Genomic DNA, 25,761 nt, shown 5'->3' with positions numbered 1-25,761 from the left:
GCGATGCCGGAGGGCCGCCACGTCGCGATTATCGGCGCCGGCGCAGTCGGCGTGATCAGTGCGATCGAGGCGCTGCGCGAGGGCCATCGCGTCACGCTGATCGATCCGGGAGAGCCGGGCGGAGAGCAGGCGGCGAGCTACGGCAATGCCGGCTGGCTGTCCTCGCATTCGGTGATCCCGCCGGCCGAGCCGGGCGTCTGGAAGAAGGTGCCGGGCTATCTGATGGATCCGCTCGGCCCGCTCGCGATCCGCTGGTCGTACTTGCCGAAGGCGCTACCCTGGCTGATCAAATATCTTCTCTCGGGCTGGACCGAGGCGCGGGTCGAGAAGACGGCGTTCGCGCTGCGCGATCTCCTCAAGGACGCGCCGCTGCTGCACCGGAAGCTTGCGGAAGAAGCGGGCGTGCCGGAACTGGTCGAGCGCAACGGCGTGATGCACGTCTTCCCCTCGCGCGGTAATTTCGACAACGACCTCGGCTGGCGCCTGCGCAAGAAGCTCGGCGTCGAATGGCTGGAGCTCAATGCCGACGAGATGCGTCAGCGCGAGCCGGACCTGCATCCGCGATACACCTTTGGCGTGGTGGTGGAGGAAGCCGGCCGCTGTCGCGATCCCGGCGCTTATGTTGCGGCTCTTGCCAATCATGCGATCGCCAGCGGCGCGAAGCACGTGCGGGCCAAGGCGACCGGTCTGAAGCTCTCCGGCAACAAGCTCGTTGCCGTGCTCACCGGGACCGGCGAGATAGCTTGTGACGCTGTCGTCGTCGCCGCCGGTGCGCGGTCAAAACAGCTCACCGCATCGGTCGGCGATCCCTTGCCGCTCGAGACCGAGCGCGGCTATCACGTCATGATCGAGAATCCGGAATCCGGCCCGCGCAGCTCGATGATGGCGTCCGACGCCAAGATGGTCGTGAACTGGACCAACAAGGGCCTGCGCGCCGCCGGTACGGTCGAGATCGCAGGTCTTGACGCCGCGCCGAACTGGAAGCGTGCCGAGATCTTGCGCGACAACCTCTTCAGCATGTTCCCAAAGCTGCCGAAGGATATTCCGCCCTCGCGCATCAAGACCTGGTTCGGCCATCGCCCGAGCATGCCAGATGGACTGCCGTGCATCGGCCACGCGCGCGCCTCACGCGACATCGTCTACGCTTTCGGCCACGGCCATGTCGGCCTGGTCGGCTCGGCCCGTACGGGGCGTCTCGTCGCCCAGCTCCTGAGCGGCAAGACGCCTGAGATTCCGCTGGCGCCGTTCGCGCCCACTCGCTTCCTCTGAGGTCGCATCATGACCAGTCCAGCCAACGCATCCTCCCGCATCGCCCGTGGCGGCAAGGCGATCTACGGCGCGCCGCTCGGCATTTTGATGCTGGAGGCGCGCTTTCCCCGCATTCCCGGCGACATGGGCAATGGCACGACCTGGCCATTCCCGGTGCTCTATCGCGTGGTGAGCGGGGCGTCGCCTGAGAAGGTGGTGCTGAAGGGCGCTGCGGGCCTGTTGCCTGACTTCATCGATGCTGCGAAGGACCTGGTGCGGCTCGGGGCCGAGGCCATCACCACCAATTGCGGCTTCCTCTCGCTGTTCCAGAAGGAGATCGCGGCGGCCGTCGGCGTGCCGGTCGCGACCTCGTCGCTGATGCAGGTGCCCTGGGTGCAGGCGACCTTGCCGCCGGGCAAGCGCGTCGGCCTCGTCACTGTGTCGGGCTCGACCCTGACGCCGGCCCATCTCGAAGGCGCCGGCGTGCCGCTCGACACGCCGCTGGTCGGCACCGAGCACGGCAAGGAGTTTTTCCGCGTCCTGATCAAGGCCGAGAAGGACGACATGGATGTCGCCCAGGCCGAGCGCGATGTGGTCGAGGCAGGCAAGGAGCTCGTCGCCAAAAACCCCGATGTCGGCGCGATCGTGCTCGAATGCACCAACATGCCGCCCTATGCGGCGGCGTTGCAGGCCGAGGTGGGGCTGCCCGTCTACGACATCTATTCCATGATCACCTGGTTTCATGCTGGACTGCGCCCCCGCGCCTTTGCCTGATTCTTGCTGTCGTAAAGGTCTGATCAGGCCTTGCTAACGAGTCGTTTGCATTGCCACGGTCCGCACAGCGTCGGTATATTGGATCGTGTTCGAGCATGAATGCAGTAGATGATGAGCAACGTGGAACTGGCTTCCGACAGTATCGTCGATCGTGTGTATGAGCAGCTCAAGGCGATGGCCGTGAGCTATGAGTTCAAGCCGGGCGAGCGGCTCAACGAGGGTGAGCTGGCAAAGCGCCTCGGCGTCAGCCGCACGCCGCTGCGCGAAGCGCTCAACCGTCTCAACACCGAAGGCTTCCTGCGCTTCACGCCGGGCAAGGGGTTTTTCTGCCGCGAGCTCGATGCGCACGAGATCTTCGACCTCTACGAGCTGCGCAAGTCGATCGAGGTCGCCGCGGTCCGCCTCGCCGTCAAGCGCGCCAAGGACGAGGACATCGACGCGCTGTTGAAATTCCTCGAAGCCACCGGTCCCGATCCCGGCGAGCGCACATCGGTGGAGCTGGTCGAGCTGGACGAGACCTTCCACGAGCGGCTGATGGCGATGTCGAACAATGCCGAGATGCTGCGCGTCCTGCGCAACGTCAACGCCCGCATCCGCTTCGTGCGCTGGATCGACATGGACCGCGTCAACCGCTCGAACACCCAGGCCGAGCACCGCGCCGTGGTCGAAGGTTTGAAGGCGCGGAATGAGGAGGCCTGCGTGTCAGTGCTGGAGAAGCACATCGATCGCCGCCTCGACCGCATCACGGCCGCGATCAAGGAAGGCTACGCGCAGATCTATATGCCGGCCGCGGTGAGAGCTGCGACGAATTGAGGCTCTTCTTTTCACCTCGCCCCGCTTGCGGGGAGAGGTCGGATTGCATCGAAGATGCAATCCGGGTGAGGGGGTACAGGTCTATCGGTGGACTCTTCGTATGGAGGGAGCCCCTCACCCCAACCCTCTCCCCGTAAGAACGGGGCGAGGGAGCAGAGGCGCGGATGCCGCGGCCAACGCCAGCTATACAATCTTTCAATACCTGCTCATGCCAGACGGTCAGAGCCTTCGCGCGCGAACATCGCTAGCGTGCCGCTCGAAAGTCACGGAGACACGCGGTGCACAGCCCCAAGCCCAATCCTGAAACCGACTGGCCGTCCGAGCTCTATCGCATCCTGAAGGGCGCCGACGTCAGGCAGATGTCCTACGTCCCCGACGCCGGCCACAGCCAGCTCATCCGCATGTTCTCGGCCGACCACGACGTCACCACCAATGTGCTGACGACGGAGGAGGAGGGCATCGCCATTGCCGCGGGCGCCTGGCTTGGCGGCCAGCGCAGCGTGCTGCTGATGCAGTCGAGCGGTGTCGGCAATTGCATCAACATGTTGTCGCTGTCGGCGATCGGCCGCTTTCCGCTTCTGATGCTGGTGACGATGCGCGGCGAATGGGCCGAGTTCAATCCCTGGCAAGTGCCGATGAGCCGGGCGACGCAGCCCTCGCTCGAAGCCATCGGCCTGAAGGTGATGCGCGCGGAGACGGCGGAAGACCTGGTCGAGACCGTCGAATCCGCGGCCTCGCTCGCCTATGAGTCCGACCAGCAGATCGCGGTCCTGATCGGGCAGCGCCTGATCGGCAAGAAGAAGTGGTGATGTCGATGTCCAATCCTTCCCAACTCGATCGCCGCGTTGCTGTCGCGGCACTCCTGAAGAACCGCAAGGACATGCTGGTCGTCTCCGGCCTCGGCTCGCCGACCTACGATCTGCATGCGACCGGCGACCGCGACGACAATTTTTATCTCTGGGGCGCCATGGGCGGCGCCGCGCTGATCGGGCTTGGGCTCGCGCAGGCGCAGCCGGGAAAGCGCGTCGTCGCCTTGACCGGTGACGGCGAGCAGTTGATGGGCCTCGGCGGCATCGCCACTATCGGCGTCGCGCGCCCGCGCAATCTCGACATCGTCGTGATCGACAACCAGCATTTTGGCGAGACCGGGATGCAGGCGAGCCACACCGGCCGCGGTGTCGATCTCACCGCCATCGCCACGGCCTGCGGCTTTGCCGCGACCGGAACCGTGCGGACGCTTGAGGAAGTGCAACGCCTCGCCGCGCAAATGGCCGAACCGGTCGGTGGCCCGCGGCTTTTTGTCATCAAGGTTCTGGCCGAAAATCCGCCGCGCTCGCTGCCCTCGCGCGATGCCGTCTTTATCAAGAACCGGTTCCGTGCTCATCTCGGGTTTGCGGCGGCCTAGCCCTCGGTCCTCATCCGGCTTAGGCCTGCCGCAAGCAGCTATTCTGGAGTGAGACCATGAAACTATCCGGCAAGGTCGCCGCCATCACCGGTGCGGCGCGCGGCATCGGCAAGGCCTGCGCAAAGAGATTCCTCGACGACGGCGTCAAGGTCGTCATCTCCGACGTCGATGCCGAGGGTTTGGCTGCAACGGCCGCCGAGCTCGGGCGGCCGGACGCATTGCGCACTGTCGTCGGCAATGTCGCCAAGCGCACCGATGTGGATCAGCTCGTCGCAACCGCCGCGAAAGAATTCGGCCGGCTCGACATCATGGTCAACAATGCCGGCGTCGCCCGCAACCGGGACCTCCTTGAGATCTCCGAAGTGGAATTCGACGAGATCATCGGCATCAACCTGAAGGGCGCATTCTTCGGCGTGCAGGCGGCAGCAAAACAGATGATCGCGCAAGGCGGTGGTGGCGTCATCATCAACATGTCCTCGGTGAATGCGCTGCTCGCGATCCCGGCGCTTGCGACCTACGCGATGTCCAAGGGCGGCATGAAGCAGCTGACGTCAGTCGCCGCCGTTGCGCTCGCCCCGCACAACATCCGCGTCGTCGCGGTGGGGCCGGGCACGATTTTGACCGACATGGTGGCGTCCTCGATCTACACCTCGGAAGACGCCCGCAAGACCGTGATGTCGCGTACGCCTGCCGGCCGTGGCGGCGAGCCGAGCGAGGTGGCTTCAGTGGTCGCGTTCCTCGCGAGCGACGATGCGTCGTATATCACCGGGCAGACCATCTATCCCGATGGCGGGCGGCTGATCCTGAACTACACGGTGCCGGTGAAGGATAAGTAGGGCGGCTCCATTCTCGGTGTCATCGCCCGGCTTGACCGGGCGATCCAGTATTCCAGAGGCGGGGGTAAGAGCTCGCTCTCGCCACATCCGCCGCGGCGTACTGGATGCCCCGCCTTCGCGGGGCATGACAGCCGTGTTTGTGCTGGGCTGCGAAGCCTCACTCCGCCGCAACCGTCATCCCATAGCCCAGCCGCTTCGAGATCCCGCCAGCGCAATCTCGCAGCGCGTGCGCGATCGGGCTGTCCCAGCGCGCGTCAAACGTGCCTTCCGGGCCCATCGCGGTGATGACCAATGCGACATGGCCGGAATGATCGAACACCGGTGCGGAGAACGCATTGACGCCGGGCAGCGGATCGCCCAGCGCGCGGGCGAGGCCGTGCTTGCGAACCTCCGCCAGCATCTCGACGACCTTCGCGCCTTTCACCGCACGCTTCGGATTGTAACCGACGCCGTGGCGATCAAGCCCGCTTTCGAGTGCGGCGTTGATGGTCTTCTCCGGCAGGAACGCCGCAAAGGCGCGCCCAGTCGCGGTCTCCAGCAGCGCCATCACCGAGCCCGCGCGCATCACGATGTGCACGGGTTGGCCGGGCTCTTCCAGCTGCACCACCGTCGGGCCGTGCGTGCCCCAGACTGCCAGCGACACCGCGTGGCCGATCTGGCTCGCGAGTGCTGCAATCTTCGGCCGCGCGATGCGCACGCCGGAGAGACGACGCAGGCTGATCAGGCCAAGCTCCAGCGCCAGCGCGCCGATCTCGTAGCGGCCGGTGGTCTCGTCCTGCTCGATCAGGCCGATGCGGGAGAAGCTGGCGAGATAAGGATGCGCCTTGGCCGGCGTCATGCCGGCTTCGCGGGCGAGATCGCGCAGCATCATCGGCTCGCCGCTCCTGGCGAGCGCGCGGAGCAATTCTCCGCCGACCTCGATCGACTGGATGCCGCGGCTTTCTCTCTTCATGCGCCTCCGATGCGCTTGAGTTCTTGTTTGAGCATGATCTCTTCGGAAAACCGCTGCACACTTTTCCGGATCATGCTCTACGCCGCGTCGCGCTTGGCGGCGCTGTCGGCGAGATGACGGCCGGCAATGTAGCCGAAGGTCAGCGCCGGCCCAAGCGTGATGCCGGCGCCGGGATAATTGCCGCCCATGATGCTCGCCATGTCGTTGCCGGCGGCATAGAGGCCGGGAATCACCCGGCCCTCGGCGTCGAGCGCCTGCGCGTTCTCGTCGGTGACGATGCCGGCATAGGTGCCGAGATCGCCGATTACCATCTTGATGGCATAGAACGGGCCGTTCTCGATCGGCGCGATGCAGGGATTGGGACCATGCATGGCGTCGCCCTGGTAGCGGTTATAGGCTTTTGAGCCCTTGCCGAAGGCGGCGTCGTGGCCCAGCGGCGCGGTCGCATTGAACTGCCTGACGGTCTCGGTGAACGCCTCGGCATCGATGCCGGCCTTTGCGGCCAGCGCTTCGAGCGTGTCGCCGCGCATGAGATAACCGGTATCGAGGTGATGACCCAGCGGCATCGGGAACGGCGGCACGCAGCCGAGGCCGTATTTGCGCAGCGTCTGGTGATCGCAAACCAGATAGGCTGCGATCTCCTCGCCGGGCTTGGCAGCCTTGATCATGGCTTGGACGAAGTCGTGATAGGAATTGCCTTCGTTGGCGAAGCGCTTGCCGTCGCGCATCACCGCGATCACGCCGGGTTTGGCGCGGTCGATGAAATGCGGCATCACGCCCTTGGATCCGTCCTTGCGCGTGGTCAGCGACACCGGCACCCACGCCGCCGCGTTCGGCAGGCGATCCTCGACATGACCGCCAGCGCTTTCAGCAAGGCGGAGGCCGTCGCCGGTATTTCCGGTCGGTCCCGGCGAAAAATGCTCAACGCCGGTCGGAGCATGCGGAAACATCTTTTTGCGACGTTCGACGTCATGCGGAAAACCGCCGCAGGCGAGCACGACGCCCTGCCGCGCGCGGACGCGCACGTTGCGGCCCTCACGCGACACGATCGCGCCTGTGACGGCGCCGTTCTCGACCGTCAGCTCGCGCACCGGCGAGGACAGCCACATCGGAATCTTCAGATCCTGCGCCGACTTCGCGAGACGCCCGGCGAGCGCGTTGCCGTTGGTCAGCGTCATGCCGCGACCGTAGCGCATCACGTCCATGAGATGCCGCGAAAGCCGCTTGGCGACATACACCGCCGACGTCAACGACTTCGTCACGCGCATGAAGTGGATGATCTCCTTGCCGCTTCCCAGCATCATGCCGAACACGGTGAGCTCGGGTAGGGGCATGCCGAGCGACTTGATCTGGTCGCCGAGCTCGCGGCCGTCGAACGGTCGCGTCACCATGGAGCGGCCGCCCTGCGCGCCGCCGGGCGCTTCGGCGTGATAGTCGGGGAAGACCAGCGGCATGTCGAAACGGAGCGCCGTCTTGGTTGTGAAGAAGTCGACTGCCTCGGGGCCGGCGCTCAGGAACGCATCGACACGCGCCGCGTCGTAATTGTTGCCGGCCTCGTGGCGCAAGTAGGTGCGCGCCTGCTCCGGCGTCTCCGTGATGCCATAGGCCTTTGCCAGCGAGGTGCCGGGGATCCACAGCCAGCCGCCGGAGCGGGCGGTGGTGCCGCCGAAGCGCGGCTCTTTCTCGACGATCAGCACGTCGAGGCCACGGTAGCGCGCGGTGATCGCGGCCGACATGCCGGAGCAGCCCGATCCGGCCACGAGCACATCGCACTCGTAGGTTTCGCTTGCGTTGCGCTCGTTGCCGGCCATGTCTCACCTCACTTCTTCAGCAGCGGGCATTTGGATTCGGAGACCGGGCGGAAGGCGTCCTCGCCCTTCACGGTCTTGACGATCTCCAGATAGTCCCAGGGCTCCCTGGACTGCTCGGGCGTTTTCACCTTGGCGAGATACATGTCGCGGATGACGCGGCCGTCCTCGCGCAACTTGCCGCCATGCACGAAAGTATCCTCGATCGGCAGCTCACGCATCTTGGCCATGACCTTGGCCGGATCGTCGGTGCCGGCCGCCTTGATGGCCTTGAGGTAATGTAGCACCGAGCCATAGACGCCGGTCTGGATCATGGTCGGCATGACCTTGGTGCGCTCGTAGAACTTCTTGGACCAGGCACGGGTCGCCTCGTCCATGTTCCAGTAGGAGGCCGTGGTCATGTAGGTGCCCTGTGCGGCCTTCAACCCGATCGCATGTACGTCGGTGTCGAACATGAGCAAGCCCACGAGCTTCTGACCGCCCTGGACGAGGCCGAACTCGCCGGACTGCTTGATCGCGTTGTCGGTATCCTGGCCGGCATTGGCGAAGGCGACGACGTCGGATTTCGAGCTCTGCGCCTGCAACGCGAAGGACGAAAAATCCGCGGTGTTGGTCGGATGCTTGACGCCGCCGAGCACCTTGCCGCCCATCTCGTTGATGAAGCGCGTCGCGTCCTTCTCGAGCTGCTGGCCGAAGGCGTAGTCGGCGGTGATGAAGTACCAGGACTTTCCGCCTTCCTTGATCACGGCGGACGCCGTCACCTTCGACAGCGCGTAGGTGTCGTAGGTAAAGTGCACCGTGTTCGGGCTGCACAGCTCGTCGGTCAGCGAGCTCGCGCCGGGGCCGGAAAGCAGGGCGATCTTGTTGCGCTCGCGCACCATATTGTGCACGGCGATGGCGATGCCGGAATTGGGGATGTCGACAACGGCATCGACCTTGCCGTTGTCGAACCAGCCGCGCACGATCTGCACGCCGACGTCGGTCTTCATCTGGTGGTCGGCGCTGATGATCTCGATCGGCTTGCCGAGCACGGTCGGACCGAACTCCTCCACCGCCATTTTTGCGGCCTCGACCGAGCCCGGCCCAGAGTTGTCGCGGCCCCAGCTCGACAGATCCGTCAGTACGCCGATGCGCACGGCATCGTCGGAGACTTGCGCGGTTGCAGCTGTGATCATGGCAGAAGAAGTCATGGCTGCGAGCATGGCGCAGGCCAAAAGCCCTCTCATCGTCGTTCCCTCTCTTCTATCGGCCGCCTGGCGCGGCCAGTTGTTCTGGAGATAAGTTAGATATTGGCGAATGAGTTTGTCAATGGCGAATAACGGCTGGACTGGGTTCCATGGCCACCGGGACGATGGTGCGGAGATGCGTACAAATGTCGCCACGCCCGTCATTGCGAGCCACCGGGTCCGCGCGAAGCGCGGCCCGATGACAGGCTCCGCGAAGCAATCCAGACTTTCTCCGCGGCGGCAGTCTGGATTGCTTCGTCCTCGCAATGACGCTGCGCTGCGTCCGGGGCACGAGAGCGAACAATTGCTCCCGCAGGTTGCAACCATCATCGCGATTGGCCATGATGCTCCCCGGAATCTGTGGGGCGTGGCAATGACGGCAGCAGCGGGGGTCTCTGCTTCGGCGGAGAAATCGACGACGGCGCATGTGGTATGGGCGAGCGCGCTCGGCACCGCGATCGAGTGGTACGACTTCCTGATCTACGGCACGGCGGCCGCGTTGGTGCTCAACAAGCTGTTCTTCCCGAGCTTCGATCCCTTTGTCGGCACGCTCGCGGCATTCTCGACCTACGCGGTCGGTTTCGTGGCGCGGCCGATCGGCGGCGCGATCATCGGGCATTACGGCGACCGGCTCGGGCGCAAGAAGATGCTGGTCGCGACCATGATCGCGATGGGGCTCGGCACCTTCCTGATCGGCTGCCTGCCGACCTATAGCCAGATTGGTGTGTGGGCGCCGATCCTGCTCATCATCCTGCGCTTCATCCAGGGCATCGGGCTCGGGGGTGAATGGAGCGGCGCGGTGGTGATGGTGATCGAGCATGCCGGCAATCGCCGCGGCTTCTATGGCAGCCTGGTGCAGATCGGCTTTCCCGTCGGTGTCGCCGCCTCCACCGGCATCTTCGGCCTGATGACGCAGCTGCCCGAGGCGGACTTTTTGAGCTGGGGCTGGCGCGTGCCGTTCTGGATCAGCATCTTGCTGGTCGGCGTCGGCTTCATCGTGCGGCTCAAGCTCGCGGAGACGCCGCACTTCAAGGAGGTCGTGGAGCGCAAGGAAGTGCTGGCGCAGCCGGTGTGGGAAGTGCTCCGCCGCGACTGGCGCAGCTTTCTGCTCGCGATCGGCATCACGGTGTCGGAGGTGGGCCTTGCCTATCTCCTCACCGTCTTCACAGTCGTTTATGCCACCACGAAGCTCGGCCTGCCGCGGCAGGTGATCCTGAACGCGGTGGTCTATGCCGCGATCGTCGAGTTTGCGACGCTGCCGCTGGCCGGCTGGCTCTCCGACATTTTTGGCCGCAAGGCGCTCTATCTCGCCGGCGGCGTGTTCTCGGTGGCGCTGGCGTTTCCGCTGTTCTGGTTCCTCGACACCAAGGAGCCGGCGCTGATCACGCTCGCACTCGTGGTCACGATGACGCTGACGCATGCGCTGCTTTTCGGGCCGAAGGCCGCCTTCATGCCGGAATTGTTCCGCACCCAGGTTCGCTACAGCGGCGCATCGCTCGGAGCCAATGTGGCAGCCGCCATCAGCGGCGGCTTCTCGCCGCTGATCGCAACGGCGCTGCTGGCATGGGCCGGCTCGTACTGGGCCGTGTCTGTCTACATCATCGCGCTGTCGATCATCACGATCATCGCGACCTTGATGGCGCCGGAGACGGCGCGCGATGCGCTGAAATCCTGAAATCACTCAGCGGCAGGCGGCGGCGTCCCGCATCACCAGAAAGGTGATGCTGGCGGGCGGCAGGCGGATCCGGCCCGCGGGTACAGCTCGCGGCGTAAGGCGGGGCAGATCGTCGCCGCCGGTCAGGGCGAGCGTCGTGCCGTTCAACTGCACGCTCGCGCTCTGCAGGCGGCGCGCCCGAAGCATGTAGCGCTCGGCCTGCGCGGCCAGCGTCACGGCATGCGATCCATGTTGCGACGTGTTGATGAGGAGCATGGACGCCGCGGCTTTCGTCGTGGGATGACAATGCGCATAGGCGTGAACGGTGCGCGTCGAGGTCATGCCTGCGTCGAGTACGGTCGTGCCCATCAGGCGATGCCATAGCAGTGCGGCCCAGTAGTTCGGCCGTGGCCGAAACGTCTTTTCGTCGAGCAAGCCGTAGTCGCTCGCCGCAAGCGTGTTGTGCATCACTACCTGCACGCCGGCCCTGGCCAGGCGACCGAGCTGGTCGAGATAGCGAAAGCCGTCGAGAAAGGTCGCGTCCCACGGATTGCCGCCACAGGCAGCATCCGCGGTCTCCGTCAGCCAGATCGGTTTGCCCGGCTCGAACTGGTCGCGCAGGCCGCGGTAGACGGCGAGCGCGGCGTCGGTTCGCGACAACCAGTCCTCGGATAGCGCCTGGACCGGTTCGTCGTGCACGCCGCAGCGGGGCGAGAGCGTATTGTAGAGGTGATAGGAGACGCGATCGAGCCCCGGGCCCGATGCGGCGAACAGATCGCGCGTGTTGATGCCGGTGGCGGAAGAGGAGGCGGAGTCGCCGACGGAGCCAGGCCCAGCGATCAACGTCTCGGGCGATGCGCGCTTCATCCATGTGTGAAAGATCTTGAAGTCGCGGCCATAGGCATTGGCGTCATATCCCGCCGGCGGGCCATTGTTCGCCGCGAGCGTCGGCTCGTTCATGAACTCAGCGGCAGCAATGCGGCTGCCCAGCGACCGCGTGAAATCGACGAGGCGCTGTGCCTGATCCGGCATCCAGGCGCCGTCAGTGTCGCGGCTGCCGCGACTGACGGCGAAAGACGTCATGATCTCCGCATTGGCGACGCGTGCGAAGTCAACGACGCCGCGCCATTGCGTGCGGCTGAGCACGGTGTCGAAGCCGGCGGGCGGTGCGACCGGAGGATCGTCGGTGTCGGCGAAAAAGGTCGCATTCGCCCAGGTGCCGCTCACGCGCAAATAGGCCGGCCCGAGTGCTGCGGCGAGCTTGCGCAATCGCGTATTGGCGAGATCGATCGGCGGTCGATAAGCGTAGCGATCGCTGCGACCGCCTCCTTGCGCATAGGGCTTCCAGAACCGTCCGCCGGTCACCTCCACCATCTCGATGTTGTAGGACTGGAAGCGTACGTCGATCTTGCTGATCGCTTTTAGCTCTGCGGGCGCGATCGATATCTCGGCGTGGACCGTGCCCGTCATGGCGGCGAGGAAGCCGACCTGCAGCATTCGCTGCCGAAACAGCTTAACAGTCGACTTGATTAGAGGCGCCGTCACCTTGTCCGCGGCGCGGCCGAGATGGATTTCCCGCCGGGCCGGCCCTTGCGCACCGCGCTCCAGAAGTTCTCGGCCGCCCGGGTCATGCGGGCCCGCGTGCGGAACAGCGAGACGCTGATCGGAATGTCCCATTCAGCGCCGCCGGCGCGCAATAGGCGGCCGCTGTCGAGATCGGCGCGGACGAGGCTCATCGGCGCCCACGTCACGCCGCGTCCTTCGCGTGCCATGTCGACCAGCAGCATCACCGGCGCGGCGAAGCCCGGGACGAGCCAGGCCGCCGGATCCTTCGTCGCCAGGAACGAGGTGACGAGCCGGCCCACGCCCGAGCCGGGGTGGTAGGCGAGATAGGGCAGCGGCGCGCCGGATGCGCCGGGCAGGCCGTAGCGGGCTTGCGCCTTCTTGCCGCTGCGTCCGTTACGGCCAGACTTGGTGGTTCCAGACTTGGCGGCCGGCGCGCTGATCGGGATCAGAATGTCGGTGGTGAGATCGATGCGCTGGAAGCGGTCCATGTCGAGCCGGCTCACCAACGAGGGATGGTAGTGCGCCAGCATGAAATGCGCCTGCGCATCCAGCAGCAGTTTTTCGCAGCCGGCAAAATTGGAAGCGACGAGCTGCACGGCCGAGCCGGCCCGAGCGCCGTCGGAGTTGCGGATCCATTCCGGAAAGAAGGCCTGCGACAGCGAATGCGTGGCCGCGAAGGTGATGGTCTCGGCTTTCAGCCGCGCCACCTCGAGCGCCTCCTCGCGTCCGACCAGAATCCGGCGCAGCACATCCTCCGCGACGGGACGAAAACTCTCGCCGGCGGCGGTGAGCGTGATCGTGTGGGTCGAGCGCTCGAACAGCGGCGTGCCCAGCCACTCCTCGAGCGACCTGATGCGGCGGCTCAGCGCCGGCTGGGTCACGTGCCGTCGCTCGGCGGCGCGGGAGAACCCGCCCTCCTCGGCGATGGCAAGGAAGTCCTCCAGCCAGATCAGGTCCATAATAACGTTTTGTCCTCAAATCATACCGATACGGCATTAGCGCCTGCCACGCCGCTGGTCCAATGTAAACGGCATAGCAAGACAAGAACAAAGCGCCATCCCTGCATGGCGCGAAGATGCCGTTGGAGGAAACGAAATTGCAGATTGCCGCAACGCCGCTGTCTGAGCCGCTGTCGACCCCGGTTTCCGAACGCCGCCGCAAGCCGCTCTGGCGCGAGCCATATGTCCTGGTGGTCGCCGGCGCCGCGCTCGGCGCGCTGTTCGGCTTCCTGGCTCCGAGCGTTGCCGTCGACTTCAAGCCGCTCGGCGATGCCTTCATTTCGCTGATCAAGATGACGATCGCGCCGCTGATCTTCCTGGTCGTGGTCACCGGCATCGCGCAGGTCGGCGACATGAAGGCGGTGGGCCGCATCGGGCTCAAGGCCTTCGTCTATTTCGAAGCCGTGACGACCCTCTGCCTGCTGATCAGCTTCGTCGTGGTGCGCTGGGTGCAGCCCGGCGCGGGCGTCGCGCACGCCACCGCGCAGCAGGCCGAGACCGTTGCGCGCTATCAGCAGGCCCATGTCGGATCGCTGTCCGCCTACATCCAGCACATGATCCCGGAAAGCTTCGTCGGCGCGTTCGCGGCCGGCGATGTGCTCCAGGTTCTCGTGCTCGCGCTTCTGTGCGGCATCGGCCTCCTGCTGCTCGGCGACAAGGCCGCGCCGCTGCGCACCGGCCTGGAACGCGTGACCGAGCTGGTCTTCAGCGTCGTTCATGTCGTGGTGGCGCTGGCCCCGATCGGCGCGTTCGGCGCCATGGCGTTCACGGTCGCAAAATTCGGCGCCGCCACCCTCTATGCGCTCGCACTGCTGGTCGGCACCGCCTGGGCGATGATGGCGTTCTTCATCTTCGTCATCCTCGGCACCATCTGCCGCCTCGCCGGCATTCGCCTGATGGACCTGCTGCGCCTGCTCCGCACCGAGCTGCTGGTCGTGCTGGGCACCTCGTCGTCAGAAACCGCCATCCCCGGCATGATGGAGAAGCTGCCGAAGGCCGGCGTCGGGCGCGCTGTGGCGGGCCTCGTCATTCCCTCCGGCTATTCCTTCAATCTCGACGGCGTCGCGCTGACGCTGCCGCTCTCGACCATCTTCGTCGCCCAGGTCTACGGCATCGAGCTGACGGCCGCGCAGCAGCTCAGCCTGTTCGTTGTGATGCTGTTCACCAGCAAGGGCGCGGCCGGCGTCACCGGCGGTGCGTTCGCAGCGCTCGCGGCGACCGTGGTCGCGGCCGGGCTGCCGGCGGAAGGGCTGGCGCTGCTGCTCGGCATCGACCGTTTCATGTCGCTGGCCCGCGCCATCACCAACACGATCGGCAATGCCGTCGCCGCCATCGTGGTCGCGAAATGGGATGGCGAATTCAACCGCGACGACTGGGCTCAGTCCGCCGCTCAAATCCAAACAGTGAAGTAAGGATCCAAGGTCTTCAGTATGGCTACCAACACCAATCAACTGCCCGTCATCGCGCTGACGCCGGGCGACTGCACCGGCATTGGCCCCGAACAGGTCGCGCGCCTCCTCTCCGATGACAGGCTTGCGGACGCCGCGCGCCTCGTCGTAGTCGGCGATGCCCGCGTGCTCGAGATGGGCATGGAGCATGCCGGCGTGAAGCTGAAGATCGAGCGGATCTCATCGCCCAAAGCCGCCAATTGGGGCCGCGGCACGGTGCAGCTCGTCGACTTGGGCAATACCGATCCCGCAAAGTTCCTGATCGGCAAGGCCAGCGCCGAATCCGGCCGGCTGACGGGCGAGACGCTGTCGCGCGCGATCGATTTCTCCAAGGACGGCGAGGTCGATGCCATCACCTTTGCGCCGCTCAACAAGCGCGCGATGTTCGACGGCGGCTGGAAGTTCCCCGACGAGCACAAGATGTTCGCGAGCCTGCTCGGTCACACCAGTTACTTCTCCGAGATGAACGTGCTGGACGGCCAGTGGATGTCGCGCGTCACCGGGCATCAGTCCTTGCGCGAGGCGCTCGACGGCATCAACCCGGCCAGCATCACAGATGCGATCGAGCTGGTCGATCGCATGATGAAGAGGGCTGGCGTCGCCAAGCCGCGCATCGCGGTCGCGGCGCTCAATCCGCATGCCGGCGAGAACGGCCTGTTCGGCCGCGACGAGATCGAGATGATCCGTCCCACGGTCGAGGCCGCCGCCAAGACCGGCATCGCCTGCACCGGGCCTTATCCCGCCGACACCGTCTATATCCGCGCCTTCGCCGGTGAGTTCGACAGCGTGGTCGCGATGTATCACGACCAGGGCCAGATCGCGACCAAGCTGCGCGGCTTCAACCGCGGCGTCACCGTCACCGCGGGGCTGGAGACCGTGTTCACCACCCCGTCGCACGGCACCGCGTTCGACATCGTCGGCACGGGTATCGCCAAGACCGGCGCGCTCGAAAGCGCTGTTCGCCTCGCGGCGCAGCTGGTCTCGATCAAGGTCAAGGAGGCTGCCTATGCACACTGATCGCAGGACGCTGCTCCAGGCGGCAGCCGCGCTGCCGCTCGCCGCCGCCGGCACCAATGTCGCTTTCGCTCAGGCTCCGGCCGCTGCGCCCGCGGCCTCCCCGCCCAAGGAGGTGACGCGCGCATTGGCGCATTATCTCGTTACCGCAAGCTATGACGACCTGCCGGCCAATGTTCGAAAAGAAGGCGTGCGCACGCTGCTCAACTGGGTCGGCGTCGCCATCGGCGGCTCGCACCATGAGACGGTCGATATCGCGGTGTCCGCGCTCGGCCCGTTCTCGGGGCCGCAGCAGGCCTCACTGTTCGGCCGGCGGGAGCGGTTCGACATCATGAACGCGGCTTTCATCAACGGCGTGTCGAGCCACATCTTCGACTATGACGACACCCATCTGAAAACGATCATCCATCCCGCAGGCCCCGTGGCGTCGGCCATCCTCGCGCTGTCGGAACTACAGCCGGTCTCCGGCAAGGAGTTTTTGAACGCGCTGGTGCTCGGCGTCGAGACCGAATGCCGGATCGGCAACTCGGTCTACCCGAACCATTATGACGTCGGCTGGCACATCACCGGCACGGCCGGCGTGTTCGGCTCGGCCGCGGCCGCCGGCAAGCTGCTCAAGCTGAGCGAGCAGCAGATGACCTGGGCGCTCGGTCTTGCCGCATCCCAGCCGGTGGGCCTGCGCGAATCCTTCGGCTCGATGAACAAGAGCTTCAATCCGGGCCGCGCCGCCTCCAGCGGCGTCTTTGCGGCCATCCTGGCCTCGAAGAACTTTACCTCCTCCGACGCCATGATCGAGGCCAAGCGCGGCTGGGCCAACACCATCAGCACCAAGCAGGACTACAACGAGATTTTGGGCGACCTCGGCAAGCGCTACGAGGCCGCGCTCAACACCTATAAGCCGTTCGCCTGCGGCATCGTCATGCATCCGGCGATCGATGCGGCGATCCAGCTCCGCAACGAGAGCAAGCTGACCGCGGACCAGATCGAGCGCGTCGACCTCAAGGTCCATCCGCTGGTGCTGGAGCTCACCGGCAAGAAGACGCCGAAGCAGGGTCTCGAAGGCAAGTTCAGCATCTATCACGCGGTCGCGGTGGCGATCGTCGAGGGTGCCGGCGGCGAGAAGCAGTTCAGCGACCGCGCGGTGACCGATCCGACCGTCGTCGCGCTGCGGGCTAAGGTCAATCCGGTCATCACACCGGGCATCAAGCCGGAGCAGGTCGATCTCACCATCGTGCTCAAGGACGGCCGCAAGCTCAACCGCTACATCGAGCACGCGATCGGCAGCGTCGAGGTGCCGATGACCGACAAGCAGCTCGAGACCAAGTTCTCCGACCTCGCCGACGGCGTCATTCCCGCTGCCGCGATCCGGCGCGTGATGGACGCATGCTGGAATGTCGAGAACCTGCCGAGCGCGGCGGAGATCGCCAAGATGTCGGTCGCGGTCTGATCGAGGAGAAGCCAATGCCGTCACGCCGTCGTTTCCTGCAATCCGCCGGCTCGGTCGCCGCTCTGGCCGCCGCCGGCGGCCGTGCGGCCTTCGCGGCCGGTCCCGGCGTGACGGAGCGGCTCGCCCGCTACATGGTCGCCGCGCGTGACCAGGAGCTGCCCGAACAGGTGCTGCGCGAATGCAAGCACCGCATTCTCGATACGCTCGGCGCGATGGTGTCGGGCTCGCGGATGAAGCCGGGCGAGATGGCGCTGAAATATGTCCGCACGCTCGGCGGCGACGCGCAGGCTTCCGTGGTCGGCTCGGATTTCCGCACCACGGCGGTCAACGCGGCGCTGGCGAACGCGATGTGCGCCCATGCCGACGAGACCGACGATTTCGAGCCGGTGACCAAGGCGCATCCGGGATGCTCGGTGGTGCCCGCCGCGCTCGCATTCGGCGAGCGGGAGCATCGCAGCGGGCAGGACGTCATTCGTGCGGTCGCGCTCGGCTACGACCTGACATGCCGCCTGCTGATGGCGCTGGGGCCCGATCTCGTGCGCGGCTCGCACCGGAGCGCGGAAGGGACATCCTCGACCTTCGGCGCACTCGGTGCGGCGGCGGCGCTGGCGCAGCTCGACGAGAAGGGAATGCGCTATGCGATCTCCTATTCCTCGCAGCAGGTCTCCGGCCTGTGGAGCTGGGTGAAGGATCACGACCACATCGAGAAGGCGTTCGACTTCGCCGGCATGGGCGCCCGCAACGGTGTGATGGCCGTCGACATGGTCAAGAATGGCCTGACCGGGGTCGACGACGTCCTCGACGGCACCCACAATCTCTTCATCGCGCTCTCGACCGATCCGAAGCCGGAGGAGATGGTGAAGGATCTCGGCAAGCGCTTCTATGTCACGGAGACCGCGATCAAGACCTTCTCGGTCGGCTATCCCATCCAGTCGCCGCTGGATGCGACGCTGACCTTGCGCAAGCAGCACAGCCTCACGCCAGACAACGTCCGTAGCATCCTGGTCAAGCTGCCGACCGATGCGATGGGGATCGTGGGCGACAGCGCGATGCCTGACGTCAATTGCCAGCACCTCGTCGCGGTCGCGCTGGTCAAGGGCGCGGTGTCGTTCAACGACAGCCATGACGTCGCGCTGATGCGTGATGCAAAAATCCTGGAGCAGCGCGCCAAGGTGACGCTGGCCGGCGACAAGGCGCTGATGGATCCTGCCGCCCCGCGCGGCGCTGTCGTCGAGGTGACATTGACCGATGGCAGGAAGGTGGAGCACTTCACGAAATATCCGCCCGGCACCAAGGAGAAACCGCTGAGCACCGAAGCCGTCGCGGTGAAGACGCGGGACCTGATGACGCCGGTGCTGGGCGCCGAGAAGTCCGAGAAGCTGATCGAGCAGATCGGCAGTCTCGAACGGCTTGACGACGTCGCAAAGTTGAGGCCATTGCTGACGGCGTGACGAGACAATCAACAACAAGACAACAATCGAGGAAATGCCCATGCGCGGGGTCATGCGACGCACCTTTCTGGCCGCCTGCGCGGCCGTCCTAGTCTCCGGCCTTGCGGCTGCGCAGGATTATCCCTCCCGCCCCGTCAAGATCATCGTGCCGTTCCCGGCCGGCGGCTCCAACGACATCATCGCCCGCATCGTCGCGCAGAAGCTGACCGAGCGGAACGGCCAGACTTTCCTAGTGGAGAATCGCGGCGGCGCCGGCGGCAATATCGGTGCCGAGGCGGTCGCGAGCGCCGAGCCCGACGGCTACACCCTGCTGCTGACCGCGCCGCCGCCGCTGACGATCAACGGCTCGCTCTACAAGAAGCTGCCGTTCGATCCCGCCAGAGCCTTTGCGCCGGTGGCGCTGATCGCCTCCGTGCCGATCGTGCTGGTGGTCAATCCCTCGGTGCCCGCCAAGAATGTCGGCGAGCTGATCGCACTGGCCAAGGCCAAGCCCGGCACGCTGAATTTCGGCTCGTCGGGCATCGGCTCGACCAACCATCTCGCCGGCGAGCTGCTCAAGAGCATGGCCGGCATCGACATCGTCCACGTGCCTTATCGTGGCGCGGCGCCGGCGATGAACGATCTGCTCGCAGGGCAGATCCCGTTCATGTTCGACAACATGCCGGCCGTGCTGCCGCAGGTTCAGGGCAAGGCCATCAACGCGATCGCGGTCGCAGGTGCCAAGCGCGCGGAGGCGTTGCCCGACGTGCCCACGGTCGCCGATACCGTTGCGGGCTTCGAAGCTTCGTCCTGGTTCGGGTTGGTGGCGCCGGCGAAGACGCCTGAGCCTGCGCTCGCCAAGCTGAGCGGCGAGCTCGAGATGATTCTGAAGATGCCTGACGTCAAGAAGCGCCTGGCCGAGCTCGGGGCCGAGCCCGGCACCGTCTTCGGTCCCGCCTTCGGGCAGTTCATGACGGACGAAACCGCGAAATGGGGCAAGCTCGTCAAGGCCTCCGGCGCCACGGTGGATTAGGGTAGCGTCATGGATCTCAATCTGGGCGGCAAGGTTGCCGTCGTGACCGGCGGCAGCATCGGCATCGGCCGTGCCATTGCCGCCGAGCTTTCGCGCGAGCAGGCGCACGTCGTGATCGTCGCGCGCGATGCGGAGCGGCTTGCCGCATCGGCGCAGGGGATATCGCGCGACACCGGCAAGCGTGTCATCGCCTGCGCCGGCGACATGACCAAGCCCGACGATATCGCCCGCGCGATGGACATCGCGCGCGAGGCCTTCGGCCGTATCGACATCCTCGTCAACAATGCCGGCGCCTCTCCGATGGGCCGGATCGCGGAGACGCCGGATGCGACCTGGGCCAAGTCGATCGAGCTGAAACTGCTCGGTTATATGCGTTGCGCGCGTAACGTCCTGCCGGAAATGCGGGACCGGCGCTGGGGCCGGGTGATCAACATCATCGGCCGCAGCGGGCATCAACCCCGCGCGGCCTATATGGCGGGCGGCGCGGTCAACGCGGCGCTGCTCAACTTCACACTGGCGCTCGCCGAGGAATGCGCGCCCGACAATGTGCTGGTCACCGGCGTCAATCCCGGACCGGTGCAGACCGATCGCTGGGACAGCCTGATCTCGCAGGGAGCCGCGATCTCGGGGCAGGATCAGGGCGCGACCAATGCCGCTGCGATCGCCTCGGTGCCGCTCGGCCGAGTCGGGCAGCCGCATGAAGTATCCGGCATCGTCGCGTTCCTCTGTTCAGACCGCGCGTCCTTCATTACTGGTACCTGCATCAATGTCGATGGCGGTGGAACGAGGTGTATCTGATGGCTAGCGAACTCAGGAAGATCGGTGTCGGCGAGGATTGCGAGCTTGCAGTTCGCATCGACGATTATCTGCTGCCCTGGGACACCAAGCCGCCGGTCGTGATGCTGCACGGGCTCGCCGAAAGCGGCGAGGCGTTCCGCCGCTGGGTACCGTACTTCGCGACGCATCATCTGGTGGTGCGGCCTGATCTGCGCGGCTATGGCGATTCGACGCCGATGCAGGGCGATTACGTCTATCGCTTCGCAGGCCTCGGCGACGACATCATCCGGATGCTGGACGCGCTGAAGCTCGATCGCGTCTTCCTGGTGGGGGGCAAGATCGGCGGCACGCTGGCGATGCATCTCACCGCAAAGCACCCGGATCGCGTGATTGCGGTTGCCGCGGTCGGTGCGCCGGCCTCGCTGACTTCGTTCAACGAGCGCGCGCCGACCTGGCGCAAGCAGATCCGCGAGCAGGGCGTGGAGGCCTGGGTGCGCGAGACGACGGCCGGCCGGCTCGGCTCGTCGCTGCCGCCCGCAGCGCTCGACTGGTGGATCAATCTGATGTCGAAGACCAAGGCCTCGACGCTAGAGGCGTTCCTCCAGATGGTGCCGACGGTCGACGTCACCGGCGAGCTTCCGTCGATCAAGCGTCCGGCGCTGGTGATCACCACCACCGGCTCGGGTCTGGGCGACGTTGCCTCGGTGAAGGCGTGGCAGGAGACGATTCCGGGCTCGAAGCTGGAAGTGCTGCCCGGCGATTCCTATCACGTCGCGGCCACCGATCCGGACGTCTGCGCGCGAAAAGTTCGGGAGTTCTTCGATCGACTTAAGACGTGAGAAACTGGTCCGAACAGGCCCGCCAAGAGGCCCGGACGATTGAGAACGAAAGGGAGGAACGATGAGCTTGAGGCGAACACTTGCCGGCTGCGTCAGTGCGATCGCGCTGCTGCACGCTGGCGCCGCCATGGCGGCAAATGTCGAGATCTCCGCAAATGACATCGGCGGCCAGGTGATGGGCGACAAAGGCGCCGAGGCCGGCGTCTGGGTGATTGCCGAGACAAGAGACCTGCCGACCAAATACGCCAAGGTGGTGGTCACCGACGATCAGGGCCGGTTCGTCATTCCCGATCTTCCCGCCGCCAACTACAAGGTCTGGGTCCGCGGCTACGGCTTGCAGGACACGGCCCAGCAGGAGACCCGGCCGGGCAAGGTGCTGGACTTCAAGGCCGCTGCGGCTTCGCCGAAGCAGGACGCGCAGAACTATCCGGGCATGTATTGGTATTCGATGCTGGACATCCCCAAGCCGGAGGAATTTCCCGGCACCGGCGACAAGGGCAACAAGATGCCGGAGACCATGAAGTCGCAGGCCCAGTGGGTCGATACGGTCAAGAACATGTGTCAGTCCTGCCACGCGCTCGGCACGCGCGGCATCCGCGAAATCCCGAAAATGTTCACCGATGGCTACGATTCCCATACTGCGTGGGCGGTCCGCACCCAGGCCGGCCAGGCCCAGGAATACATGGCGACGGTGCTCGCCAGCATGGGTCCGGAAAAGGTCTATGATCTCTTCTCGAAATGGACCGACCGCATCGCGGCCGGCGAATTGCCGTTCGCCAAGCCCGAGCGACCCAAGGGCATCGAGCGCAACGTCGTGTTCACGATGTGGGACTGGGCCGCGCCGACGCGCTATCAGCACGATGCGATCTCGACCGACAAGCGCGACCCGCGCGTGAACGCAAATGGCCTGATCTACGGATCGTCGGAGGAGAGCTCCGATCTCGTGCCGACGCTAGATCCGGTGAAGAACGTCGCGGGCACCATCAAGCATCCCTATCTCGATCCGAACACGCCGTCCTCGACTGACGCGCCGCGCGGACCGTCCGCCTATTGGGGCGACGAACCGATCTGGGACGGGCACACCAGCATCCATAATGTGATGATGGACGAGCAGGGTAAGGTCTGGTTTACGGCGCGCCTGCGCCCGCCCGCCAATCCCGATTACTGCAAACAGGGCTCGGATTTGCCGTCGGCGAAAGTCGCGCCGCAGACAACCTCGTTGCGCCAGTTGTCACGGTTCGATCCAGCGACTGGCAAATGGGACCTGATCAACACCTGCTTCACCACCCATCATCTTTATTTCGACGATGATGCCAACCAAACGCTGTGGACCAGCTCCGGCGGCCCCGGCCTCGGAGGGGGACTCGTCGGGTGGCTCAACACCAGGCTGTACCGCGAGACTCTCGATGACGTAAAATCGCAGGGCTGGACGCCGCTGATCATCGACACCAACGGCAATGGCAAGCGCGATGCCTATGTCGAGCACAAGGACCCGGTCGATCCGGCCAAGGACAAGCGCATCGCGGCTTCCTTCTACGGCATCATGCCGAGCCCGGTCGACGACGCGATCTGGGGCCAGGCGATGGATCGCGGCTTCTCCCGCATCGACCAGCCCGGCTACATCGTGCGCGTCACGCCCGGGCCGGATCCCGCTAACACCGCATTGTCCGAAGTGTACCAGCCGCCGGAGGGCACGTTCGGTCCGCGCGGTCTCGACATCGGCATCGACGGTGTGGTTTGGACAGTATTGTCCAGCGGACATCTCGCGAGCTTTGATCGCAAGCTCTGCAACGGTCCGTTGAACGGACCGACGACCGCGGACGGCAAGCAATGTCCGGAAGGTTGGAAGACGTGGCGCATGCCCGGGCCGCAGTTCAAGGGTCTCGATAGCAGCGGCAGCGCCAATCATGCCTATTACGTCTGGGTGGATCGCTACAACACGTTCGGCCTCGGCGCCAACGTGCCGATCGCAAGCGCCAACGGCAGCGAGTCGCTGCTGGCACTGGTCAACGGCGAGCTGGTGAACCTGCGCAATCCCTATCCGCTCGGCTTCTTCACCAAGAACGTCGACGGCCGGATCGATGACCCCAATACCGGCTGGAAGGGCCGCGGCCTCTGGAGCACGACCGGAACGCGCGCGAGCTTCCACGGGGAGGGCGGCAAGGAGTCCTCGCCAAAAGTCTACAAGGTGCAGATGCGGCCCGATCCATTGGCCCATTGAGTGTTTCGCCCTATGAATAGCCACGCAGGAAACGAATGCCCAAGCCAGGAAATATGACGATGACCAAGACCTCACGACGTAACGTGCTCACGGCCGCAGCCGCGATGACCGCGGCGGGCCTCGCTGAGACCGCGCCTGCCGCGGCGCAGGCCGGACCGAAGCCGATGTTCGCAGTGCCGATGGTGACGATCCCGATCGTCGGCGAAACCCAGGTGTTCCAGGTCCGCCGCATCTATTGCATCGGCCGCAACTATGCCGCGCACGCGATCGAGCGCGGCTCCGATCCGAACCGCGAGCCGCCGTTCTTCTTCCAGAAGCCGACCGATGCGATCCAGAACGTCGCGATCGGCGAGGTCGCCGACCACCCCTATCCCTCGCTGACCAAGAACTATCATCACGAGGTCGAGCTGGTCGCCGCGCTGAAATCCGGCGGCACCAACATCCCGGCCGACAAGGCGCTCGAGCATGTCTACGGCTACGCGCTCGGCCTCGACATGACCCGGCGCGATCTCCAGAACGGCATGGCCGCCGAGAAGAAGCCCTGGGAGATCGGCAAGAGCTTCGACCACGCCGCGGTGATCGGCCCGATCCATCCCGCCAGCAAGACCGGCCATTTCGAGAAGGGCGCGATCTCGCTCGCGATCAACGGCACGGTGAAACAGAGCTCGGATCTCAGCAAGATGATCTGGAGCGTCGCCGAGCAGATCGCGAAGCTGTCGGAAGCGTTCGAGCTCAAGGCCGGCGACATCATCTATTCCGGCACGCCGGAGAATGTCGGCCCGGTGGTGAAGGGCGACGTGCTGCTGTGCAAGCTCGAGGGCTTGCCTGATATGTCGATCAAGATCGTCTAATCGATTTAGTCGATCTTTTGCGCCCGGAGGTGCACATGTTGCGACATGCCGTGATCGCCACGTTGAGCCTCGCCTTTGCTGTCGCGATTGCAAAGGCCGAAGGTCCCAGCGACGTCGCACCCACAGGAATGCTGCGCGTGGCGGTGGCCGTCGGTCCCGCCGCCTCTGCGTTCTGGACGACGCGCGATCCTTCGACGGGCAAGCCGCGCGGCGTCACCGTCGAGCTCGCCAAGGCCGCCGCCGACAAGCTGCACGTTCCGCTGCAGCTCGTCGAATACCAAAGCTCCGACGAGATTGCCGCCGCGAGCAGCAAGGACGTCTGGGATCTCTCCTTCATGCCCGCGGACGTCAAGCGCGAGCAGTTCGTGGATCAGGGCCCTGCCTACGTCGCCTATATGAGCGGCTATCTCATTCGCGCCGGATCGGACATCCGCTCCGTCGCGGATGTCGATCGCGCCGGCATGCGGGTCGGCTGCGTCGAGGGGACCTCGACGTCACGCACGGTCGAGAAGTCGCTCAAGCAGGCCAAGCTGACCAAGTTCGTGAAGCCGGAAGAGGCGGCTGAGCTGATCGGCAAGGGCGAGCTCGATGCGCTGGCGATGGGTATGGGCGCGTTGGAGGATCTGTCGCGAAAGCTGCCCGGTACCAAAGTACTGGACGAGGTGATTCAGTCGACCGATGTTGTCGTCGTTGTTCCCAAGGGCAAGGCCGCAGCAAAAGTCTGGGCCGCGCATTTCCTGGATGAGGCCAAGGCGGATGGCACGGTCCGTCGCGCGCTCGACGGCAACGGATTTACTGGCGACAAGGTAGCGCCCTAGCGTGTGCAGCCTCTGAATTGCCGGAGTTCCATCCGCGATTGCCCCGTATTGGGCCACGGACAAACCTGCTGAGGCCATATTTGCATAAGAGTGATCTCCCGTGAGGGAGGCGCTCCGATGAACAAAGCTTTGATCACTGCCATCGTGCTGCTGGCCGGCGTGCCGGCAAGCGCCGTTGCGCAGGAGCGCGCGGGGTCTGCGGCGATAGGCGCCGTGTCCGGCGCCGTCGTGCTCGGCCCGGTCGGTGCCGTCGCGGGCGCGGTGATCGGCTATACCGCAGGACCTTCGATCGCGCGGTCATGGGGCGTGAAAGGTTCGCGGTCAGCAAGACATCGGCCGCCGTCACGACGCGAGGCGACCCCGGTGGCTGCGACCACCGCTCCGCCGCGCACGCGCCAGGCGATGGAAGCCAGCGGTCAGATGAGAGCTGCAAGCAATCCGCCGGTGCAAGCCGCTCCGGCGGTGCAGCCGGCTCAAGCTGCGCCTGCGGCGCCGGCAGAGACCACGACGCCGCCCGTTCAGGGCTTCGATTAAGGCTGGCGCGGCTTCACCTCTCCCCGCCTGCGGGGAGAGGTCGAATTCGATCGCAGATCGAATTCGGGT

23 protein-coding genes are annotated in these 25,761 nt (G+C 65.4%); 18 read left to right on the top strand and 5 right to left on the bottom strand.

The genetic code is table 11. The features are described 5' to 3' along the window. Positions 1–3 precede the first annotated feature (3 nt). The 6 genes from WN72_RS38360 to WN72_RS38335 all read left to right on the top strand — a co-directional run bounded on the left by WN72_RS38360 (position 4) and on the right by WN72_RS38335 (position 5,076). Entirely contained in the window at positions 4–1,269 is a 1,266-nt protein-coding gene (locus WN72_RS38360; protein ID WP_092212970.1) for an NAD(P)/FAD-dependent oxidoreductase, read from the top strand. A gap of 9 nt (positions 1,270–1,278) precedes the next feature. Further along, a complete protein-coding gene (locus WN72_RS38355; RefSeq protein ID WP_092212968.1) occupies positions 1,279–2,022 on the top strand; it encodes an aspartate/glutamate racemase family protein in 744 nt (247 codons plus the stop codon). A gap of 111 nt (positions 2,023–2,133) precedes the next feature. Then, positions 2,134–2,835, top strand: coding sequence for a GntR family transcriptional regulator (locus WN72_RS38350; protein WP_244553662.1), 702 nt, complete (start codon positions 2,134–2,136; stop codon positions 2,833–2,835). A gap of 278 nt (positions 2,836–3,113) precedes the next feature. Next, the gene (locus WN72_RS38345; protein WP_092212959.1) at positions 3,114–3,644 is read left to right on the top strand and encodes a thiamine pyrophosphate-binding protein; all 531 of its coding nucleotides are present in this window, start codon (positions 3,114–3,116) and stop codon (positions 3,642–3,644) included. Positions 3,645–3,649: 5 nt separating this feature from the next. Beyond that, positions 3,650–4,240, top strand: coding sequence for a thiamine pyrophosphate-dependent enzyme (locus WN72_RS38340; RefSeq protein ID WP_092213105.1), 591 nt, complete (start codon positions 3,650–3,652; stop codon positions 4,238–4,240). 56 nt (positions 4,241–4,296) lie between these two features. Next, the gene (locus tag WN72_RS38335; RefSeq protein WP_092212957.1) at positions 4,297–5,076 is read left to right on the top strand and encodes an SDR family NAD(P)-dependent oxidoreductase; all 780 of its coding nucleotides are present in this window, start codon (positions 4,297–4,299) and stop codon (positions 5,074–5,076) included. Between the two features lie 157 nt (positions 5,077–5,233). Here the strand turns inward: WN72_RS38335 and WN72_RS38330 are convergent, their stop codons facing one another. From WN72_RS38330 to WN72_RS38320, 3 genes are all read right to left on the bottom strand, one after another. Next, positions 5,234–6,028: an IclR family transcriptional regulator gene (locus tag WN72_RS38330; RefSeq protein ID WP_092212955.1), complete on the bottom strand. Its 795-nt coding sequence runs from the start codon at positions 6,026–6,028 to the stop codon at positions 5,234–5,236. A 77-nt stretch (positions 6,029–6,105) separates the two neighbouring features. Continuing rightward, on the bottom strand, positions 6,106–7,839 hold the full coding sequence (locus WN72_RS38325) for an FAD-dependent oxidoreductase (protein WP_092212953.1): 1,734 nt from the start codon (positions 7,837–7,839) through the stop codon (positions 6,106–6,108). A gap of 8 nt (positions 7,840–7,847) precedes the next feature. After that, positions 7,848–9,062, bottom strand: a complete 1,215-nt coding sequence (locus tag WN72_RS38320; protein ID WP_092212951.1) for an ABC transporter substrate-binding protein — start codon at positions 9,060–9,062, stop codon at positions 7,848–7,850. Positions 9,063–9,435: 373 nt separating this feature from the next. On the opposite strand from WN72_RS38320, the gene WN72_RS38315 reads away from it, so the two are divergent. Next, positions 9,436–10,737, top strand: coding sequence for an MFS transporter (locus WN72_RS38315; protein WP_027560862.1), 1,302 nt, complete (start codon positions 9,436–9,438; stop codon positions 10,735–10,737). A gap of 6 nt (positions 10,738–10,743) precedes the next feature. Here the strand turns inward: WN72_RS38315 and WN72_RS38310 are convergent, their stop codons facing one another. Together WN72_RS38310 and WN72_RS38305 are read right to left on the bottom strand one after the other, a co-directional pair. Further along, positions 10,744–12,213: a glycosyl hydrolase family 79 N-terminal domain-containing protein gene (locus WN72_RS38310; protein WP_092212949.1), complete on the bottom strand. Its 1,470-nt coding sequence runs from the start codon at positions 12,211–12,213 to the stop codon at positions 10,744–10,746. A 44-nt stretch (positions 12,214–12,257) separates the two neighbouring features. Continuing rightward, positions 12,258–13,241: a LysR family transcriptional regulator gene (locus WN72_RS38305; RefSeq protein WP_092212947.1), complete on the bottom strand. Its 984-nt coding sequence runs from the start codon at positions 13,239–13,241 to the stop codon at positions 12,258–12,260. Between the two features lie 137 nt (positions 13,242–13,378). Here WN72_RS38305 and WN72_RS38300 point away from each other — a divergent pair, with 137 nt between their 5' ends. From WN72_RS38300 to WN72_RS38250, 11 genes are all read left to right on the top strand, one after another. Continuing rightward, positions 13,379–14,692, top strand: coding sequence for a cation:dicarboxylate symporter family transporter (locus tag WN72_RS38300; RefSeq protein WP_027560859.1), 1,314 nt, complete (start codon positions 13,379–13,381; stop codon positions 14,690–14,692). 18 nt (positions 14,693–14,710) lie between these two features. Continuing rightward, on the top strand, positions 14,711–15,745 hold the full coding sequence (locus WN72_RS38295) for a PdxA family dehydrogenase (protein WP_092212945.1): 1,035 nt from the start codon (positions 14,711–14,713) through the stop codon (positions 15,743–15,745). Further along, positions 15,735–17,189: an MmgE/PrpD family protein gene (locus WN72_RS38290; protein WP_092212943.1), complete on the top strand. Its 1,455-nt coding sequence runs from the start codon at positions 15,735–15,737 to the stop codon at positions 17,187–17,189. The genes WN72_RS38295 and WN72_RS38290 overlap by 11 nt, the downstream gene beginning before the upstream one ends. 14 nt (positions 17,190–17,203) lie before the next feature. Beyond that, positions 17,204–18,640, top strand: a complete 1,437-nt coding sequence (locus WN72_RS38285) for an MmgE/PrpD family protein (RefSeq protein ID WP_092212941.1) — start codon at positions 17,204–17,206, stop codon at positions 18,638–18,640. Between the two features lie 40 nt (positions 18,641–18,680). Next, the gene (locus WN72_RS38280) at positions 18,681–19,652 is read left to right on the top strand and encodes a Bug family tripartite tricarboxylate transporter substrate binding protein (RefSeq protein WP_092213103.1); all 972 of its coding nucleotides are present in this window, start codon (positions 18,681–18,683) and stop codon (positions 19,650–19,652) included. Positions 19,653–19,661: 9 nt separating this feature from the next. After that, the gene (locus tag WN72_RS38275) at positions 19,662–20,450 is read left to right on the top strand and encodes an SDR family oxidoreductase (protein ID WP_027560854.1); all 789 of its coding nucleotides are present in this window, start codon (positions 19,662–19,664) and stop codon (positions 20,448–20,450) included. Next, positions 20,450–21,268: an alpha/beta fold hydrolase gene (locus tag WN72_RS38270; RefSeq protein ID WP_092212939.1), complete on the top strand. Its 819-nt coding sequence runs from the start codon at positions 20,450–20,452 to the stop codon at positions 21,266–21,268. Before WN72_RS38275 ends, WN72_RS38270 begins: the two co-directional genes overlap by 1 nt. A gap of 61 nt (positions 21,269–21,329) precedes the next feature. Beyond that, the gene (locus tag WN72_RS38265; RefSeq protein ID WP_092212937.1) at positions 21,330–23,489 is read left to right on the top strand and encodes a carboxypeptidase-like regulatory domain-containing protein; all 2,160 of its coding nucleotides are present in this window, start codon (positions 21,330–21,332) and stop codon (positions 23,487–23,489) included. A 59-nt stretch (positions 23,490–23,548) separates the two neighbouring features. After that, a complete protein-coding gene (locus tag WN72_RS38260) occupies positions 23,549–24,340 on the top strand; it encodes a fumarylacetoacetate hydrolase family protein (RefSeq protein WP_027560851.1) in 792 nt (263 codons plus the stop codon). 35 nt (positions 24,341–24,375) lie between these two features. Then, positions 24,376–25,158: a transporter substrate-binding domain-containing protein gene (locus WN72_RS38255; protein WP_092212935.1), complete on the top strand. Its 783-nt coding sequence runs from the start codon at positions 24,376–24,378 to the stop codon at positions 25,156–25,158. 117 nt (positions 25,159–25,275) lie between these two features. Then, positions 25,276–25,692, top strand: coding sequence for a hypothetical protein (locus WN72_RS38250; RefSeq protein WP_035729270.1), 417 nt, complete (start codon positions 25,276–25,278; stop codon positions 25,690–25,692). Positions 25,693–25,761: the final 69 nt, after the last annotated feature.

The sequence above is a fragment of the Bradyrhizobium arachidis genome (assembly GCF_015291705.1).
Lineage (GTDB): Bacteria > Pseudomonadota > Alphaproteobacteria > Rhizobiales > Xanthobacteraceae > Bradyrhizobium > Bradyrhizobium arachidis.
This window is presented reverse-complemented; position numbering and strand designations above follow the sequence as displayed.

Bases quoted from the DNA above. Each gene is read 5' to 3' on its own strand.
- WN72_RS38360 (WP_092212970.1), top strand. From the start codon at position 4: ATGCCGGAGGGCCGCCACGTCGCGATTATCGGCGCCGGCGCAGTCGGC.
- WN72_RS38355 (WP_092212968.1), top strand. From the start codon at position 1,279: ATGACCAGTCCAGCCAACGCATCCTCCCGCATCGCCCGTGGCGGCAAG.
- WN72_RS38350 (WP_244553662.1), top strand. From the start codon at position 2,134: ATGAGCAACGTGGAACTGGCTTCCGACAGTATCGTCGATCGTGTGTAT.
- WN72_RS38340 (WP_092213105.1), top strand. From the start codon at position 3,650: ATGTCCAATCCTTCCCAACTCGATCGCCGCGTTGCTGTCGCGGCACTC.
- WN72_RS38335 (WP_092212957.1), top strand. From the start codon at position 4,297: ATGAAACTATCCGGCAAGGTCGCCGCCATCACCGGTGCGGCGCGCGGC.
- WN72_RS38330 (WP_092212955.1), bottom strand. From the start codon at position 6,028: ATGAAGAGAGAAAGCCGCGGCATCCAGTCGATCGAGGTCGGCGGAGAA.
- WN72_RS38325 (WP_092212953.1), bottom strand. From the start codon at position 7,839: ATGGCCGGCAACGAGCGCAACGCAAGCGAAACCTACGAGTGCGATGTG.
- WN72_RS38320 (WP_092212951.1), bottom strand. From the start codon at position 9,062: ATGAGAGGGCTTTTGGCCTGCGCCATGCTCGCAGCCATGACTTCTTCT.
- WN72_RS38315 (WP_027560862.1), top strand. From the start codon at position 9,436: ATGACGGCAGCAGCGGGGGTCTCTGCTTCGGCGGAGAAATCGACGACG.
- WN72_RS38310 (WP_092212949.1), bottom strand. From the start codon at position 12,213: ATGCTGCAGGTCGGCTTCCTCGCCGCCATGACGGGCACGGTCCACGCC.
- WN72_RS38305 (WP_092212947.1), bottom strand. From the start codon at position 13,241: ATGGACCTGATCTGGCTGGAGGACTTCCTTGCCATCGCCGAGGAGGGC.
- WN72_RS38295 (WP_092212945.1), top strand. From the start codon at position 14,711: ATGGCTACCAACACCAATCAACTGCCCGTCATCGCGCTGACGCCGGGC.
- WN72_RS38290 (WP_092212943.1), top strand. From the start codon at position 15,735: ATGCACACTGATCGCAGGACGCTGCTCCAGGCGGCAGCCGCGCTGCCG.
- WN72_RS38285 (WP_092212941.1), top strand. From the start codon at position 17,204: ATGCCGTCACGCCGTCGTTTCCTGCAATCCGCCGGCTCGGTCGCCGCT.
- WN72_RS38280 (WP_092213103.1), top strand. From the start codon at position 18,681: ATGCGCGGGGTCATGCGACGCACCTTTCTGGCCGCCTGCGCGGCCGTC.
- WN72_RS38275 (WP_027560854.1), top strand. From the start codon at position 19,662: ATGGATCTCAATCTGGGCGGCAAGGTTGCCGTCGTGACCGGCGGCAGC.
- WN72_RS38270 (WP_092212939.1), top strand. From the start codon at position 20,450: ATGGCTAGCGAACTCAGGAAGATCGGTGTCGGCGAGGATTGCGAGCTT.
- WN72_RS38265 (WP_092212937.1), top strand. From the start codon at position 21,330: ATGAGCTTGAGGCGAACACTTGCCGGCTGCGTCAGTGCGATCGCGCTG.
- WN72_RS38260 (WP_027560851.1), top strand. From the start codon at position 23,549: ATGACCAAGACCTCACGACGTAACGTGCTCACGGCCGCAGCCGCGATG.
- WN72_RS38255 (WP_092212935.1), top strand. From the start codon at position 24,376: ATGTTGCGACATGCCGTGATCGCCACGTTGAGCCTCGCCTTTGCTGTC.
- WN72_RS38250 (WP_035729270.1), top strand. From the start codon at position 25,276: ATGAACAAAGCTTTGATCACTGCCATCGTGCTGCTGGCCGGCGTGCCG.